At 70.8% G+C, this 16,085-nt stretch carries 15 protein-coding genes, 1 tRNA gene and 1 riboswitch; of the genes, 6 read left to right on the top strand and 10 right to left on the bottom strand.

The window, feature by feature from the left end; genetic code table 11:
* Window positions 1-32: 32 nt before the first annotated feature.
* Window positions 33-839 carry an alpha/beta fold hydrolase gene (locus PSQ21_RS11330; protein WP_274035707.1) on the bottom strand — a complete coding sequence of 269 codons (807 nt, stop codon included), beginning with the start codon at window positions 837-839 and terminating at the stop codon, window positions 33-35.
* Between the two features lie 138 nt (window positions 840-977).
* Entirely contained in the window at window positions 978-2,585 is a 1,608-nt protein-coding gene (locus tag PSQ21_RS11335) for a DUF445 domain-containing protein (RefSeq protein WP_397991858.1), read from the bottom strand.
* Window positions 2,586-2,682: 97 nt separating this feature from the next.
* Between PSQ21_RS11335 and PSQ21_RS11340 the strand changes: the two genes are divergently transcribed.
* Window positions 2,683-3,930, top strand: a complete 1,248-nt coding sequence (locus tag PSQ21_RS11340; protein WP_274030357.1) for an SGNH/GDSL hydrolase family protein — start codon at window positions 2,683-2,685, stop codon at window positions 3,928-3,930.
* 244 nt (window positions 3,931-4,174) lie between these two features.
* Here the strand turns inward: PSQ21_RS11340 and PSQ21_RS11345 are convergent, their stop codons facing one another.
* The 4 genes from PSQ21_RS11345 to PSQ21_RS11360 form a co-directional block, all read right to left on the bottom strand.
* Window positions 4,175-4,888 carry a DUF1707 SHOCT-like domain-containing protein gene (locus tag PSQ21_RS11345; RefSeq protein ID WP_274035709.1) on the bottom strand — a complete coding sequence of 238 codons (714 nt, stop codon included), beginning with the start codon at window positions 4,886-4,888 and terminating at the stop codon, window positions 4,175-4,177.
* A 108-nt stretch (window positions 4,889-4,996) separates the two neighbouring features.
* Window positions 4,997-6,091 carry an ABC transporter ATP-binding protein gene (locus PSQ21_RS11350; RefSeq protein WP_274030358.1) on the bottom strand — a complete coding sequence of 365 codons (1,095 nt, stop codon included), beginning with the start codon at window positions 6,089-6,091 and terminating at the stop codon, window positions 4,997-4,999.
* A gap of 30 nt (window positions 6,092-6,121) precedes the next feature.
* Window positions 6,122-6,925 (bottom strand): ABC transporter permease, encoded by an 804-nt coding sequence (locus PSQ21_RS11355; RefSeq protein ID WP_274035710.1) that lies wholly within the window; start codon window positions 6,923-6,925, stop codon window positions 6,122-6,124.
* Between the two features lie 121 nt (window positions 6,926-7,046).
* Entirely contained in the window at window positions 7,047-7,847 is an 801-nt protein-coding gene (locus PSQ21_RS11360) for an ABC transporter permease (protein WP_274030360.1), read from the bottom strand.
* Between the two features lie 236 nt (window positions 7,848-8,083).
* On the opposite strand from PSQ21_RS11360, the gene PSQ21_RS11365 reads away from it, so the two are divergent.
* A complete protein-coding gene (locus tag PSQ21_RS11365; RefSeq protein ID WP_274030361.1) occupies window positions 8,084-10,504 on the top strand; it encodes a transglycosylase domain-containing protein in 2,421 nt (806 codons plus the stop codon).
* 22 nt (window positions 10,505-10,526) lie between these two features.
* Here PSQ21_RS11365 and PSQ21_RS11370 read toward each other — a convergent pair whose 3' ends face one another.
* The 3 genes from PSQ21_RS11370 to PSQ21_RS11380 form a co-directional block, all read right to left on the bottom strand.
* Window positions 10,527-10,847, bottom strand: coding sequence for a DMT family transporter (locus PSQ21_RS11370; protein ID WP_097869140.1), 321 nt, complete (start codon window positions 10,845-10,847; stop codon window positions 10,527-10,529).
* Window positions 10,848-10,886: 39 nt separating this feature from the next.
* Window positions 10,887-10,945, bottom strand: a riboswitch (guanidine-III (ykkC-III) riboswitch).
* Between the two features lie 54 nt (window positions 10,946-10,999).
* Window positions 11,000-11,374 carry a GroES family chaperonin gene (locus PSQ21_RS11375; protein WP_257138866.1) on the bottom strand — a complete coding sequence of 125 codons (375 nt, stop codon included), beginning with the start codon at window positions 11,372-11,374 and terminating at the stop codon, window positions 11,000-11,002.
* An 80-nt stretch (window positions 11,375-11,454) separates the two neighbouring features.
* A complete protein-coding gene (locus tag PSQ21_RS11380; RefSeq protein WP_274030363.1) occupies window positions 11,455-11,772 on the bottom strand; it encodes a DUF3618 domain-containing protein in 318 nt (105 codons plus the stop codon).
* Window positions 11,773-11,914: 142 nt separating this feature from the next.
* Here PSQ21_RS11380 and bcp point away from each other — a divergent pair, with 142 nt between their 5' ends.
* The 4 genes from bcp to PSQ21_RS11400 all read left to right on the top strand — a co-directional run bounded on the left by bcp (window position 11,915) and on the right by PSQ21_RS11400 (window position 15,367).
* The gene (gene bcp / locus PSQ21_RS11385) at window positions 11,915-12,382 is read left to right on the top strand and encodes a thioredoxin-dependent thiol peroxidase (RefSeq protein ID WP_097869138.1); all 468 of its coding nucleotides are present in this window, start codon (window positions 11,915-11,917) and stop codon (window positions 12,380-12,382) included.
* Between the two features lie 178 nt (window positions 12,383-12,560).
* Window positions 12,561-14,057, top strand: coding sequence for a glycine betaine/L-proline transporter ProP (gene proP / locus PSQ21_RS11390; RefSeq protein WP_274030364.1), 1,497 nt, complete (start codon window positions 12,561-12,563; stop codon window positions 14,055-14,057).
* Between the two features lie 179 nt (window positions 14,058-14,236).
* Window positions 14,237-15,241, top strand: coding sequence for an HNH endonuclease signature motif containing protein (locus PSQ21_RS11395; protein WP_274030366.1), 1,005 nt, complete (start codon window positions 14,237-14,239; stop codon window positions 15,239-15,241).
* Window positions 15,242-15,283: 42 nt separating this feature from the next.
* Window positions 15,284-15,367, top strand: a tRNA-Leu gene (locus tag PSQ21_RS11400).
* A gap of 60 nt (window positions 15,368-15,427) precedes the next feature.
* Here PSQ21_RS11400 and rdgB read toward each other — a convergent pair.
* Entirely contained in the window at window positions 15,428-16,030 is a 603-nt protein-coding gene (gene rdgB, locus PSQ21_RS11405; protein WP_274030367.1) for an RdgB/HAM1 family non-canonical purine NTP pyrophosphatase, read from the bottom strand.
* Between the last annotated feature and the right edge of the window lie 55 nt (window positions 16,031-16,085).

A 16,085-nucleotide genomic window follows, 5' to 3' on the forward strand; every position in this document is an offset into this window, starting at 1 on the left:
CTCCAGACCCTACACGGCGCCTCCGCCGGGGCTCATGCCAGGAAGGCCGCCATCTCCCCGTACACCGCCGCGGTGTTGTCCAGGTGGGCGTCGTGGCCCGCGTCCGGGATCACGCCGATCCGCGTCCCCGGGAGCCGGGCCCGCATCCGGTCCACCTCGTCCGGCTTCATCGCGCCGTTCTCGCCCCGTACCACGAGCACCGGGCAGCGCACCCGGTCCCAGGCGTCCCAGAAATGCCGCCGCGCGTTCTCCTGGACGGTGGCCACCATGACGTCCCGGTCGACGCGGGGGTGCAGGCCTCCGGGGCCCGGCGCGAGCCCCGCCGCCCAGGCCCGCCCCGCCGGCCCGCCGCCGAAGAAGGCCTCGGCCGCCCGCGCGTCCGGGAACGGCACCGGCCAGGAGTCGAGCCAGCCGCCGATCTGTTCCGGGAGTTCTGGACTCGGGCCCGCCGGGCCCGCCTCGATCAGGACCAGCGCGCGGCACACCTCCGGGTGGGCCGCCGCCGTCAGCAGCGCGGTGAGGCCGCCCATCGACTGGCCGACCAGCACCGTCTCCCGCCCCGCCAGACCGAACCGGCGCGCGACGGCGAGGACATCGCGGACGTGCGCCGCCCGCGTGACGTCATCGGGCCGACGGGTGCTCGCCCCGCTGCCCCGGGCGTCGAAGGCGACCACCCGGTGGGTGGACGCGAACCGGGCCGCCAGCGCGTCCCACTCCCCGCAGTGGCCGGCCAGCCCGTGCAGCATGAGCAGCGGCGGGCCGTCGCCGCCGTGGTCGGTGCAGAAGAGGCGTACGGGGCCGGTTCCGCCCGCCGCTCCGCCCTCCTCGACCGTCACCATCGCTGTCGCCACCGTCGTGTCCCCTCCCACCCGGCACCCCCGCTTCGTCCTGATGCCGTACCGCCCGCCCGCCGGTCGGCCGGCCGGCCGGCCGACCGCATCGTCCGCGCCGTGCAGCCCGTGCAGCCGCGCAGCCGCTCAACCGCTCAGCGCGTGCGACACCGTGTAGATCGCCAGGCCCGCCAGCGCGCCGACCACCGTGCCGTTGATCCGGATGAACTGGAGGTCGCGGCCGATGTGCGCCTCGATCTTCTTCGAGGTCTGGTCCGCGTCCCAGCCCGCGACCGTCTCGCTGATCAGCGAGGTGATCTCCGCGCGGTACGTCGTCACGACGTACACCGCGGCATCCTCCAGCCAGCCGTCCAGCTTGCCCTGGAGCCGTGCGTCGCTCGCCAGCCGCGCCCCCAGTGACATCAGCGAGGCGCGCGCCCGCATACGCAGTTCGCTGCGCTCGTCCTCCGCCGCCGAGAGGATCATCGTCCGTACGGAGGACCAGGCCGAGGCGATGACGTCCTGGACCTCGCCGCGGCCCAGGATCTCCGACTTCAGCCGCTCCACCCTCGCCCGGGTGTCGGCGTCGCTCTGGAGGTCGGACGCGAAGTCGGTCAGGAACGTGTCGATGGATCCGCGCGCCGGGTGCTCCGGCATGTCCCGCATCTCCGTGACGAACCGCAGCAGTTCCTTGTAGACCCGCTCCCCCACCCGCTTGTCCACGAACCGCGGGGTCCAGCCGGGGGCTCCGCCCTGCACCGCGTTCATCACCGAGTCGCCGTGCTCCACCAGCCAGTCGTGCGCCCGGACGCAGACGAGGTCGACGACCTTGCGGTGGCCGCCGTCCGTGACGACCTTCTCCAGCATCTTGCCGAGCCCCGGACCGACCTCCGCCGCGTCCGCGCGCCGGGTGATGGCCTCGCCGACCACCGCCTGCACATCGGAATCCCGAAGGACCGTCAGCGCGCCGCGCAGGGCCGTCGCCAGCTCGGCGGTGACCCGGTCGGCGTGAGCGGGCTCCGCGAGCCACACCCCGAGCCTCCGGCCGACCCCCAGAGCGTGAATTCGGTCACGAATGACGTCTCCGGAGAGAAAGTTCTCGCCAACGAAGGAACCGAGGGACTGTCCCAGCTGATCCTTCTTGGTGGGGATGATGGCCGTGTGCGGAATGGGCAGGCCGAGCGGGCGCCGGAAGAGCGCCGTGACGGCGAACCAGTCCGCCAGCGCACCCACCATCCCCGCCTCGGCAGCCGCCGCGACGTAGCCCGGCCAGCCCCCCACGCCTGAGTTCTTCGCCCAGGTGGCCAGGACGTACACGAGCGCGACGAGCAGAAGGAGGCCGGTGGCCGTGACTTTCATGCGCCGTACGCCGCGCTGTTTCTCCTCGTCGGCGGCGGTGTACGCGAACGAGGCCAGCGGGCCCGCACCCGCCGCCGGCCCCCGTGCCGGCTCCGGCGGGTCCTGCGACGGCTCGTGCGCCCGCCGCACCACGCGCTCCGACAACTGCTTCCCCGACTGCTCCGCCGCGCGCTCCGACGGGCCCTGCGACTGCTCCGCCGCGCGCTCCGACGGGTCCTGCGACTGCTCCGCCGCGCGCTCCGAGGAGTCCTGCGACTGCTTCTCCGCGTGCTCCGACGGGTCCTGCGACTGCTCCGGCTTCTGCACCGCGTCCTCGCTCTGCCCCTGCTCGCCGGATCCGGTCCGTTCCATCCGCTCCACCCGTCCGCGTGCGCCTCGCCCCCGTGACGTACGCATTGTCCCTACCTCCCCTACTCCCGGGCCGCACGTCGAGTTCCCGACGGCCTGTCGCATCATGGGACCAGCACGATCATCACAAGGAGAAACACCGCACATGCCCAGGCGCCAGGGGTATGCCCTGTTCATCGCCCTAGTGGCGGGCACCGCCGTGCTCGCCGCCGCCGTCGCCTTCGGCACGACGCTGTTCTCCGGCCCCCGGGCGGCACCCCTCCCGACCGCCGAGACCCAGGCGGCCGCCCGTAACCCGGTCGCCCCCGCGACCTCGGGCGGGAGGTGGGTCACCACCTGGGCCGCGGCGCCCGTCCGCGCCGAACCGGGCACCGAGGACGGATTCCCCGGACGCACCATCCGTAACGTCGTGCACACCAGCATCGGCGGGGAGGTCGCCCGGATAACCCTGTCGAACCTCTTCGGCACGACCCCCCTGGTCATCGACCGGGCCACCGTCAACACCCGACCGGTGACCTTCAAGGGCGCAGGGGCCGTCACCGTCGCGGCCGGCGGACAGGTCATCAGCGACCCGGTCGCGGTGCCCGTGGCCCCCGACTCCGACCTCCAGGTCGGGTTCCGCACCCCGCGGGCGGGCGGGCCGGTCACCTACCACCCCAACACGCACCAGACCTCCTACCTGATCGACGAACGCGGCACCTGGAGCACCACCCGCTGGCGCTATCTGACCGCCGTGGACGTCCGCAGCGAGAGCGCGCGCGGCGCGATCGTCGCCCTCGGGGACTCGCTGACCGCGGGCAGCGGCTCCACCACCGACGCCAACGCCCGCTGGCCCGACGTCCTCGCCGACCGGCTGGGCGGCCGGTACGGCGTCGCCAACGCGGGCATCGCGGGCAACCGGGTCGTGGGCATCGGCCGCGGCACCGGGGGCCAGTCGGGCACCGACCGGTTCGACCGCGACGTCCTGGCCGTCGCCGGGGCCCGGACGGTCATCGTGGCCCTCGGCATCAACGACGTACAGCAGTCCCCCCAGGAGTCCGACCCCCAGCGCATCGTGGACAGCCTGCGCGCCCTCACCGACCGGGCGCACGCCCGCGGACTCAGGGTCGTCGGCGCGACGCTCACCCCGTTCGAGGGCTACGCCACCTGGACGCCCCGGCGCAACGCCGTGCGCCAGGCGGTCAACGAGCAGATCCGGGCGGGCACGGTCTTCGACGCGTACGTGGACTTCGACGCGGCGGTACGCGACCCCGCCGCGCCCGACCGGATCCTCTTCTCGTACGACTCCGGCGACCATCTGCACCTCAACGACGACGGGTACCGCGCGCTCGGCGACCGGCTGGACCTGAAGGTCCTGGACCGGGCCGCCGCTCCCCGGTCCGATGCTCTGTGAGACACCTGCGACACCTGCGACACCTGTGAGGCACGGCTGAGGCGCTGCTGAGGCACTGTTGAGGCATCGCTGAAGGAGCCACGGAGCCGCCGGAGCCGTCGATCCGTCGATCCGTCGATCCGTCGATCCATCGATCCGTTGATCCATCGGATCCGTCGGATCCGTCGATCCATCGGATCCGTCATGGCCACCTGAGCCACCTGAGCCGCGTACGGGCGGGCCGGATCCGGGCCGGCCCCGGGCCTCAGAGTTCCTTGCGGCCGCCGCCCTCCGCGCCTCCGTCCAGACCCTCCGGGCCACGTCGGCGACGCGCCTGCCGCTCCGCCTCCTTCGCCTCCTTCAGCCGGCGGCGCTCCGCCTTCGTCCGCTTGCGGTCCACACCGACGCCGCCCATCAGGGCGAAGCCGGTGATCCGTACGTACGGGGCGTCCGGGGCGGGCTCGCCCTCCCCGTTGGAGCCCTCCCCGAAACCTCCCATGATGCCGACGCCCCTGACATCGACGTTCAGTTCGGGCGGTACGGTCACCTGGATGCCGCCCATGATGGTGACGCAGCGGATGACGGTCTCGCGGTCCTCGAAGTACGCCTCGCGCAGATCGATCTCGCCGCCGCCCCACATCGCGAACGCCGTGAACATCCGGCCGACCGTCCAACGGCCCTTCCGGCTGAACCCGCCCCACAGGGCGAACGCCCCCTTCGAGGTGGCGTTGCCGCCGATCCTCGCGGGCCAGTTCGCGGCGGAGCCCCGCAGCGGCGCGGGCGCGGACGAGCCGACCGGAGCGACGGCCCGGCCCGGCACCGGGAGATCCTGGACCAGCGGCTCCAACTCCCCGTGCGTGCGGGCCTTGTAGGCCCTGTCGAGGCGCTGGTCGAACTCGTCCATGTCCAGCCGGCCCTCGGCCACCGCCTCGCGCAGCAGTTCCGCGATCCGCTCACGCTCGGCATCGGAGGCGCGCATGTCCGGGCTCTCACTTGTCATACAGCACAGCCTAGGGAACGCACTCGTTCCCGGCACAGACGTTCAGGCCCCTGTCCTGCGCGCGCCGCCGGCCCGGGAGGGCGCCCGTCACCGCGCGGACGCGTACATCCTCGCGATCACGGCCTCGATGTCCGGTTCCCGTACCGACAGGTCGACCAGCGGGTACTCCGCGGCGATCCGCGCCACCAGCGGGGCCGCCGACGCGGCGGCGGGGAACGCCAGCCACTGCCGCGGGCCCTCCACCTTGACCGCCCGCAGGGCCGGCCCACCACCGGCCCCCTCCGGCTCCAGCACGATCGGCGGGAGCTCGCTCTCCAGGTCCACCACGAGCATGCGTTCGCTCTCGCCCACCTCGTGGAGGCCCGCCAGCGAACCGTCGTACATCAGACGGCCGTGGTCGATCACCATCACCCGGCTGCACAACTGCTCGATGTCGGTAAGGTCGTGCGTCGTTATCAGGACCGTCGTCCCGCGCTCGGTGTTCAACTCCTGCAGGAACTGCCGCACCTTGGCCTTGGAGATCACGTCGAGGCCGATCGTCGGCTCGTCCAGGTAGAGCACCTCCGGATCGTGCAGCAACGCCGCCGCGATGTCCCCGCGCATCCGCTGCCCCAGCGAGAGCTGCCGTACGGGGACGTCCAACAACGCGCCCAGGTCGAGTAGTTCGACGCAGCGGTCCAGGTTCTCCCGGTAACGCCGGTCGGGAATGCGGTACATGCGGTGCATCAGCCGGTACGAGTCGCGCAGCGGCAGGTCCCACCAGAGGGTCGTCCGCTGGCCGAACACCACCCCGATGCGGTGGGCCAGCCGGGTGCGTTCGCGGGAGGGGTCGATGCCCGCGACCCGGAGCCGGCCGCCGCTCGGGGTGAGGATGCCCGTCAGCATCTTGACCGTGGTCGACTTCCCGGCCCCGTTCGGGCCGATGTAGCCGACCATCTCGCCGCGGGCCACCCGGAAGCTGATCCCGTCCACCGCCCGTACCTCGCGGCGCTCCCGGCGCAGCAGACCGGCGCGGCGGCGGACCTGGAAGACCTTCTCGACGCCGTCGAGCGTGATGAAGCCGTCGCCGGTGCCGTCGACGCCCGGGGCCGGGCCTGCACCTGTGCCCGTGCCTTTGGACGTGCCCTCACCCGTGCCCGTGCCCTCATCGGTGCCCGTGCCCGTGCCTGTGCCGTCAACCATGCCCGCACCCTCCTCCGTGGTCGTTCCCGCTCAACTGCCCGTGCTCCGGTACGCCCGCAGCCCCGCCCGCCACGCGAGGCCCGCGAGCACCCAGCAGCCCGCCGCCACCAGCGGCGGCAGGAACGCCACCCACTGCGGCAGATCGACCGGGTACTCCCTGCCCAGCACGTACAGCGCGGGCAGCCAGCTGACGAAGGCCAGCGGCACCACGAACGTCACCCCGCGCACGAGGTCCTTCGCGAAGATCGTGGGCGGGTACTGGAGCAGCGTCGTCCCGCCGTACGTGAAGGAGTTCTGCACCTCCGAGGCGTCCTGCGCCACGAACTGGAACGCCGCCCCCGCGACGAAGACCGCCCCGAAGATCGCCGCGCCGCTCACCACCATCATCGGCAGCATCAGTACCTTCAGCGGCGTCCACGCGATGTCCAGCGAGAGCAGCGCGTAGCCCAGCACCAGCAGCCCCTGCGTGATCCGTCCCAGCCGGCGCAGCGCGAAGCGGTCCGCCGCGACCTGGGCCAGCACCGGGACCGGCCGCACCAGCAGGGTGTCGAGCGTCCCGTCCCGGACCCGGCGGCCCACCCGGTCCATCGAACCCAGCAGCAGGTCGCACAGCCCGAACGCGGTGGCCGACACCCCGTACAGCAGGGCGATCTCCTGCAGCGTGTAGCCGCCGAGGGCGTCGACGTGCGAGAACATCAGCAGGATCGTCACGAAGTCGAAGGCCGTCACCGTGAAGTCCCCGAACACCGTCATCGCGAACGAGGCCCGGTACGCCATCGTCGAGCGCACCCACATCGCCATGATCAGCCCGTACGCCCGCAGGCCCTCCAGCAGCCGGGGCCGCTCCGGAAAGGGGAACGCCTCCGCCGCCCGGGCCTCCTCCGCCGCCCGGGTCTTCTCGTCCGCCCGGATCTCCGCGTCCGTCCGGGACTCCTCGTCCGCCCGCACCCCGCTCTCAGCCACCCTGCACCACCACCCTCCTGGTCGCCGCGGTCTGCGCGAGCCGGCCCGCCAGCAGCAGCACCACCGCCCAGCCGCCCTGGAACGCGTACGCCTCCGCCAGACCCCACCCCGTGTGCTTGCCGAGGAACACATCGGCCGGAACCTGGAGCAGCGAGGACCACGGCAACGTCCGCGCCACCTCGCCCAGCAGCCCGGGGAACAGGTTCAGCGGCAGCAGCATCCCGGAGAAGAACAGCCCGGCCAGCGACACGATCCGCATCGCGCCCGCCCCGTCCATCAGCCAGAACGCCGACATCGCGACCAGATAGCGCATCGCGAAGCTGACCACCACGCCCAGAAAGACCGAGACGAAGAACGCCGGCCAGGTCCACGGCGATCCCGGGAGCGCCAGATCGAAGGCGAGCGCCCCCAGGAACATCGGCACGACACCGCGCCCCAGCAGATGGAACGCCGCCCGGCCCAGGTCGCCCGCCATCCACCACAGCTGAAGGTCGACCGGGCGGTACAGATCGACGGCGATGTCCCCCGTACGGATCCGCTCCACCAGCTCGTCCTCGAAGCCGCCGCCCATCATGGCGCAGGCCATCAGCAGAGCCTGGCCGAGCCAGACGTAGGTCAGCGCCTCGGACGTGTCGTACCCGCCGAGCTCGGGACGCACGTCCCACAGCGCGATGTAGGTGTAGGCCACGATGAAGCCGAAGACCGTGTTGGTGAACACGCCCGCGGCCGTGGCCGTCCGGTAGGTGGCGTAGCGCCGGAACGCACCCCCCGCCACCACCGCGTAGAGCCGCACGTCGTCCCCTCTCCACCGCCGCCACCGGCTCCCGACACCAAAGCGGCCGACCCTAGTGCACGTGCTCCCGCCCCCGCGACCGTATTTCGGGACGACGGACGGCGACCGGTGACGACTGTTGACGACCGATGAAGACGATGACGACCGATGGGGGGAGCAAACCGGGAATAACTGATGATTTCCTGACCAAGCGGGCATTATGGGAGAACTGACCACGCCCGAGGAGCCCCACGGACATGAGCGACGCGTCACAGCACTGGGCACCCCGCGACCCCTCGGGCGCGGCGGCCGCACCCGGAAGCCACCGGGGAGAGCCGCCCGGACAGAACGGGGTGAGCGGGAGGAACGGCGACGACGACGGCAACGGCAACGGCAACGGCAACAGCGGGAACGGGAAGAAGCGGCGCACCGGCTGGCGGCGTGCCATCCCGACCTGGCGGATGACCCTCGGCACCGTCCTGGGCCTCGCCCTTCTCCTCATCGGCGGATTCGTCGCCGGATACCAGTTCGTCGACATCCCGGCCGCCAACGCCTCGGCCACCGCCCAGTCCAACGTCTACCTCTACAGCGACGGCAGCGTCATCGCCCGGGACGGCGAGGTGAACCGGGAGAAGGTCAAGCTCTCCCAGGTCCCCACGACCGTCCAGCACGCCGTACTGGCCGCCGAGGACCGGGACTTCTACTCCGATCGCGCCGTGGACGTGAAGGCGATGGTCCGGGCGGGCTGGAACACCGTGACCGGCAAGGGCAAACAGGGCGGCTCGACGATCACCCAGCAGTACGTCAAGAACTACTACCTCGGCCAGGAGCGGACCGTGGTGCGCAAGGCCAAGGAGTTCTTCATCGCGGTCAAGCTCAACCGCGAGGAGACCAAGGACCAGATCTTCGAGGGCTACCTGAACACCAGCTACTTCGGGCGCAACGCGTACGGCATCCAGGCCGCCGCCCAGGCGTACTACAGCAAGAACGTCGAGGACCTCACCACTGCCGAGGGCGCCTACCTCGCCTCCCTGCTGAACGCCCCCAGCGCCTACGACGTCGTCGCCCACCCCGACAGCGAGCCCGCCGCCCGGCACCGCTGGAACTACGTCCTGGACGGCATGGTCAAGGAGAAGTGGCTCGACGCGGCCGAACGGGCGACGACGACGTTCCCCACCCCCGGCGAGGCCAGACCGCCGACCGGGCTCTCGGGACAGCGCGGCTACATCGTGCAGGCCGTCGACGACTACCTGAACCAGCGCGGCATCCTCGACGAGGAGACCCTCGCCACCGGCGGCTACCGCATCACCACGACCCTCGACAAGCCCAAGCAGGACGCCTTGGTCAAGGCCGTCGACGCCAACGTGATGGCCAGGACCAGCACCGGACGCGAGGCCGACCGCAACATCCGCGTCGGCGGGGCCTCGATCGTCCCCGAAACCGGCAAGGTCGTCGCCCTGTACGGCGGCATCGACTACACGAAGCAGTACGTCAGCAACGCGACCCGCCGCGACTACCAGGTCGGCTCCGTCTTCAAGCCGTTCGTCCTCACCTCCGCCGTCGTCAACGACTCCACCACCCAGGACGGCCGGCGCATCACGCCCGACACCGTCTACGACGGCACCAACAAACGTAAGGTCGTCGGCCCGCAGGGTGCCACCGACTACGCCCCCGCCAACGAGGACGACGTCGACTACGGCGCCATCACCGTGCGCACCGCCACCGACAAGTCCGTCAACTCCGTCTACGCGCAGATGGCCCAGGACGTCGGCCCCGGAAAGGTCCGGGACACCGCCGTCGCCCTCGGCATCCCCGCCGACACCCCCGACCTCACCGCCTCCCCCTCCATCGCCCTCGGCACCGCCAACGCCAGCGTCCTGGACATGACCGAGGCCTACGCCACCCTCGCCGACCACGGCCGGCACGGCCATCACGTCCTCGTCGACCAGGTCACCAAGGGCGGCGCGGAGATCGAACTGCCCGAGCGCACGACGGACCAGGCCGTCAGCCGCGAGGCCGCCGACACCACCACCGCCGTGCTGCGCGGCGTCGTGGAGGGCGGCACCGGCACGGCCGCCCAGGCCGTGGGCCGCCCCGCCGCGGGCAAGACCGGCACGGCGGAGGAGGACCGGGCCGCCTGGTTCGCCGGGTACACCCCGGACCTCGCGACCGTCGTCGCCGTGATGGGCCAGAACCCGGACACGGCCGCCCAGACACCGCTGTACGGAGCCCTCGGCCTGTCCCGCGTCAACGGCGGCGGCGTCCCGGCCGAGACCTGGGCCGCCTACACGGAAGCGGCGCTGCGCTCCTCCCCGGCCCAGGAGTTCGACCTGGAGCCGGCACCCGGCTCCGACAAGGGGGACGAACCACCGGTCGACGAGAACCCCGACGGCGGCACGGACCCGTCCTCCTCGACGGAACCCACCGCCGCCCCCTCCGGCACCACGCCGAGCAGCCCGCCCACGTCCGGCGCGGACACGGACGGGGCGGACACGGACGGGGCGGACACGGACGGGGCGGCCAACAGCGGAACGAACGGCACCGCCGGCGCCACCGGCGGCTCCGGAGAAACAGGGAGCACCGGCGGCACCGGCGGTGACGGCGACAGCGAAGGGGGCGGCGGAGGCTCCGTCGAGGGCGTTCGCGGCCCCGGCCTCCCCGGCGTCCGCCCGGTATGACCGGCCCGCCGGAGCCCGTGCGTCAGTGCCCGGAGGTCGCCTTCAGGCCGACCACGGCCACCAGCAGCAGACAGACGAAGAAGATCCGGGCGGCGGTCGCCGGCTCGTTCAGCGCGACCATGCCCACGATCGCCGCCCCGGCCGCGCCGATACCGACCCACACGCCGTACGCCGTACCGATCGGCAGGGTCTTCGCCGCCTGCGACAGCAACACCATGCTCGCCACGATCCCGAGGCCGGTGAACACGCTCGGCCACAGCCGGGTGAACCCCTCGGTGTACTTCATCCCGATCGACCAGCCCACTTCGAGCACACCGGCAATGATCAACAGAACCCACGCCATGACAGGCACCTCCGACGACGAACCACGTGAACAGAAACGGGTGCGTCGTCTTTGCAGACCCGGTACGGCGCGTCTCGTCGGGGTGGTCCCACCGTAGCAAAAAACGAGGAAAGGGCCTGGTGACACCGGTCACCAGGCCCCGACACAAGGTCCTACAGATACAACCCGGTCGAATCCACCGAACCCTCGAACCGGTCAGCGGCCACCGCGTGCAGATCGCGCTCCCGCATCAGTACGTACGCCACGCCCCGCACCTCGACCTCGGCACGGTCCTCGGGGTCGTACAGCACCCGGTCGCCGGGCTCCACCGTCCGCACGTTCTGCCCGACCGCGACGACGACGGCCCAGGCGAGCCGCCGGCCCACCGCGGCCGTCGCCGGGATCAGGATGCCGCCGCCGGAGCGCCGCTCGCCCTCGGACGCGTCGTTCCGCACCAGCACCCGGTCATGCAGCATCCGGATGGGCAGCTTGTCGTCTTCGGCGGAGCCGGTGGCGCCGCGATGGCCCTCGTGGGTGTTGTCGCTCACGCCCGCAACCTACCTGCCGGGCCCCGGGCCGTACGCCTCCGGGTGCCGAACGCCTCCGGACGCGCACCGGCCACCACCGGTCACCCGCGGCGGCGCCTGGACGCGGCGAGCAGCCCCACCACGCCGACCACCAGCAGAGCCGCGGGAATCACCCGCTCCAGCCGCGGAGAGCCGTCCTCCGCGACGAACTGCGCCTTCACCTCCGACACCGAGCGGTTCACCGCGACGAAGGCACGGCCGGCCGTCCGGTCCACGGACTGGGCCGCCTTCGCCTTGGCGTCACCGATGATCGTCTTCGGGTGTACCCGCACCCCGATCTCGTCGAGCACCACAGCGAGCTGCTCGCGCCTGCTGATGATGTCCGCCTCGATCTGCGCAGGGGTCCTGGCATCCGACACTGCGCCGCCTCCGTGGTCGTCGTCCGGTAAACCTTCGTCTGAACCTTCATCGACAGTCTGTCAGCTCGAACCCCCGCACACCCGGCGGCACCCCTATTACCCTCGGTCCCGTCCGACCCGCGCACCACCTGAGGAGAACCACATGAGCGAGCGACTGAAGCCCGGCGACACCGCTCCCGCCTTCACCCTTCCCGACGCCGACGGCAACGAGGTGTCGCTCGCGGACCACAAGGGCCGCAAGGTCATCGTGTACTTCTACCCGGCGGCGCTTACCCCCGGATGCACCAAGCAGGCCTGCGACTTCACGGACAACCTCGACCTCCTGACGAGCGCCGGGTACGACGTCATCGGCGTCTCCCCCGACAAGCCGGAGAAGCTCGCGAAGTTCCGCGACACGGAGAACCTCAAGGTCACTCTGGTGGGCGACCCCTCCAAGGAAACTTTGGAGGCCTACGGCGCCTTCGGCGAGAAGAAGCTCTACGGCAAAGTAGTGACGGGCGTGATCCGTTCGACCGTCGTCGTCGACGAGGACGGCAAGATCGAGCACGCGTTCTACAACGTGAAGGCGACCGGCCACGTGGCCAAGATCATCAGGGATCTGGGCATCTGACACCCACCGGCGACCGCCGGGAACCTCCCGCCCCGCACACGGTCCCGACACGCTCCCCGGCCGGAAAACGTGTCGAGATCGTGTGAGGGAGATCGCATCGGCCCCCGAAGTCGGTTTGCGACCGCCACGACCGCGCAGAAGCCTTTCCTGGAACACACTCCGAGGAAAGGACCCGGCCATGGCGGCCCCCGACCCCCACCAGGCGGCCGACCCCGATGCGGTCAAACGCCACCCCACGCTCTTCCGGGCCATCCGGAAACGGCGGAACCCGCGGCTGCGCCGGACGGACATCACGGTCACCGACGACGCCGCGGTCAAGCGGGCCGTGAAGGCCGCCTCCCTGGGTAACGCCATGGAGTGGTTCGACTTCGGGATCTACTCCTACCTGGCCGTGACGATCGGACATGTGTTCTTCCCGTCCGGGAACGACACCACCCAGCTCCTCTCCTCCTTCGCGACCTTCGCGGTGGCCTTCCTCGTACGGCCGCTCGGCGGCATGTTCTTCGGCCCGATGGGCGACAAGGTCGGCCGCAAGAAGGTCCTCGCGCTGACGATGATCCTGATGGCCCTCGGTACGTTCGCGATCGGCCTGATCCCCTCGCACGACTCGATCGGCGTCTGGGCCGCGGTCCTGCTGATCTTCTTCCGGATGCTCCAGGGCTTCTCGACGGGCGGTGAGTACGGCGGCGCCTCGACGTTCATCGCCGAGTACGCCCCCGACAAGCGGCGCGGCTTCTTCGGCAGCTTCCTGGAGTTCGGCACCCTGGCCGGCTACGTGGGCGCGGCGGGCCTCGTGACGACCCTGTACGCCCTCCTGAGCGACGCGCAGATGGAGAGCTGGGGGTGGAGGATCCCGTTCCTCGTCGCGGGCCCGCTGGGCCTGGTCGGCCTCTACCTGCGACTGCGCCTGGACGAGACCCCGGCCTTCCAGAAGCTGGAGGGCGGCACGGCGCACGCGAGCGAGGCGGCGGACGGCGTCGAGGCCACGGCCAAGGGCGACCTGGCGAAGATCTTCCGGCAGCACTGGCGGACGCTGATCCTCTGCATCTGCCTGGTCGGCGCGTACAACATCACCGACTACATGCTGCTGTCGTACATGCCGACGTACCTCTCCGACGAGCTCGGCTACAGCGAGACGCACGGCCTGCTGATCCTGCTGGCGGTGATGCTGTTCCTGATGACGATCATCGCCCAGATCGGCAAGGCCTCCGACCGCTTCGGCCGCAGGCCGCTACTGATGACCGGGATGCTCGGCTTCCTCTTCCTCTCCCTCCCCGCGTTCCTCCTCATCCGGATCGACGGCATCCTCCCGATCACGGTCGGCATGCTGATGCTGGGCCTCTCCCTGGTCTGCATGCTCGGCACGATGTCGGCGGCGCTCCCGGCCCTCTTCCCGACGAACGTCCGCTACGGGTCCCTGTCGGTCGGCTACAACCTCTCCGCGTCGATCTTCGGCGGCACGACCCCGCTGGTGATCACGGCCCTGATCAGCTGGACCGGCTCCAACCTGATGCCCGCGTACTACGCGATGGCGGCGGCCCTGGTCGGCCTGATCGCGGTCGCCTGCATGAAGGAGACCGCCCAGCAGCCGCTGATCGGCTCCCCGCCGTCGGTCGAGACGGACGAGGAGGCGGCGGAACTGGTCCAGGCGCAGTCACCGGACCCGAAGTTCTGACCCGCTCCCTTTCCGGCTCCCTCGGGCTGCCTTCCTCGGAGGAACGGCCCGTACCGCTCGACGCGAGCGGTACGGGCCGTTCCGCGCTTCCACCGGATTTCGGGCGTGACTGTCCGATAAACGGTTCGTTACTCCGTACGAGGCTGCGAACGCACTCGCGGCCGGGATCGGAGGGGGACATGGGGGACAACCCGTACACGCGTGAGCGTCTGACGGAGGCGGTGGCCGTAGCGACAAATTGGACAGACCTGCTTCGCCGCCTCGGGCTGCCGGAGAACGGCGGCAGGCGGCGCACGCTCCAGCAGCGGGTTGCCGAGTTCGGTCTGAACACTTCGCACTTCAAGCAACGCAGCCCGTGGAAGAAGTACCCGGACTCGGCGATCGCGGCAGCGGTGAAGACCTCGAGTTCGTTGCGCGAGGTCGTCATAGCACTCGGTGCTCCACCAGCCAGTGGCACGCTCTCACACATCGGCCGCCGCATCGCCGCCGCCGGAATCGACGTCAGCCACTTCCCGGGTTTCAACCGCACCCAGACGGAGCTTCCGTTCACCACAGACGAGTTACGGGAGGCAGCAGCTTCCGCCGACAGTATCCGTGGCACTGCTCGCGTTCTGGGAATACCCGATGACGGTCGGTCCCGCTCCGCGCTGGCGCGCCTGCTGCGAAGGCGTGGTGTCGACACCTCGCATTTCCGCAACGCGCGCGTGACAGTACCCGAAGAGGCCCTGAGGCATGCCGTCCATCGGTGCACGAGCTACGCGGACGTCATGCGGGCTCTGGGGCTGGAAGTCAACGACACCAACCATCGCCGTGTGAGACGCAAAACCGTTCAGCTGAAGCTGGACACAGGCCATTTCGCCCGTCGTTCCTGGACGGCAGAGCGCGTACCCCCACCCCGAACGGTCGCGTCGACCACCCTCGTCGTCAGACCGCCCGGATCCACCCGCGTCCACCGAGAACGGCTTCACCGTGCACTGCAGGAGGTCGGCGTCGCGTACCGATGCGTCTCCTGCGGCAACCCGGGCACATGGCTGGGACAGCGCTTCACGCTCCAGATCGATCACATCAACGGTGACTGGCTGGACAACCGGGCGGAAAATCTGCGCTATCTGTGCCCGAATTGCCACGCATTGACAGAAACGTGGTGTCGCAAGGGCCGGAGCCCGAAGGCAAGCACCGTATGAATCAGAGGACTGACGCCTCGCCCCTTGTAGACTGCCGAGGACGCGCGAGTGCTGGAATTGGTTAGACAGGCTGGTTTTAGGTACCAGTGTCCTAGTGGCGTGAGGGTTCGAGTCCCTCCTCGCGCACCCCACCGACAGGCCCGACCCGTATGAGATGAGGGGTGGGCCTGTCGGCGTTTCAGACCCTTATCCCACCAACTCCCGCACCACCGGCGCCAACGCCCGGAACGCCTTCCCCCGGTGGCTGATCGCGTTCTTCTCCGCCGGGGTCAGCTCCGCGCAGGTGCGGGTCTCGCCCTCCGGCTGGAGGACCGGGTCGTAGCCGAAGCCGCCCGTGCCCGACGGGGTGTGGCGCAGGACGCCGTTCAGGCGGCCCTCGACGACGCGTTCCGTGCCGTCGGGGAGGGCCAGGGCCGCGGCGCAGGCGAAGTAGGCGCCGCGGTGTTCGTCGGCGATGTCGCCGAGTTGGGCCAGGAGGAGGTTCAGGTTGGCCGCGTCGTCGCCGTGGGTGCCGGACCAGCGGGCCGAGAAGATGCCGGGGGCACCGCCGAGAACGTCGACGCAGAGGCCGGAGTCGTCGGCGACGGCGGGGAGGCCAGTGGCGCGGGCCAGGGCGTGGGCCTTGAGGAGCGCGTTCTCGGCGAAGGTGACGCCGGTTTCCTTGACGTCGGGGATGTCGGGGTACGCGTCCGCGCCGACGAGGTCGAGGTCGAGTCCCGCGTCGGCGAGGATGGCGTGGAGTTCGGTGATTTTCCCGGCGTTGCGGGTGGCGAGGATCAGGCGCTTCATGGGGCGATTATCGCCCCCGGCGGCCCCGGCCGGGACGTGCCGCCCTCGCCCCGGC

Source organism: Streptomyces sp. MMBL 11-1, from assembly GCF_028622875.1.
Taxonomy (GTDB): Bacteria; Actinomycetota; Actinomycetes; order Streptomycetales; family Streptomycetaceae; genus Streptomyces.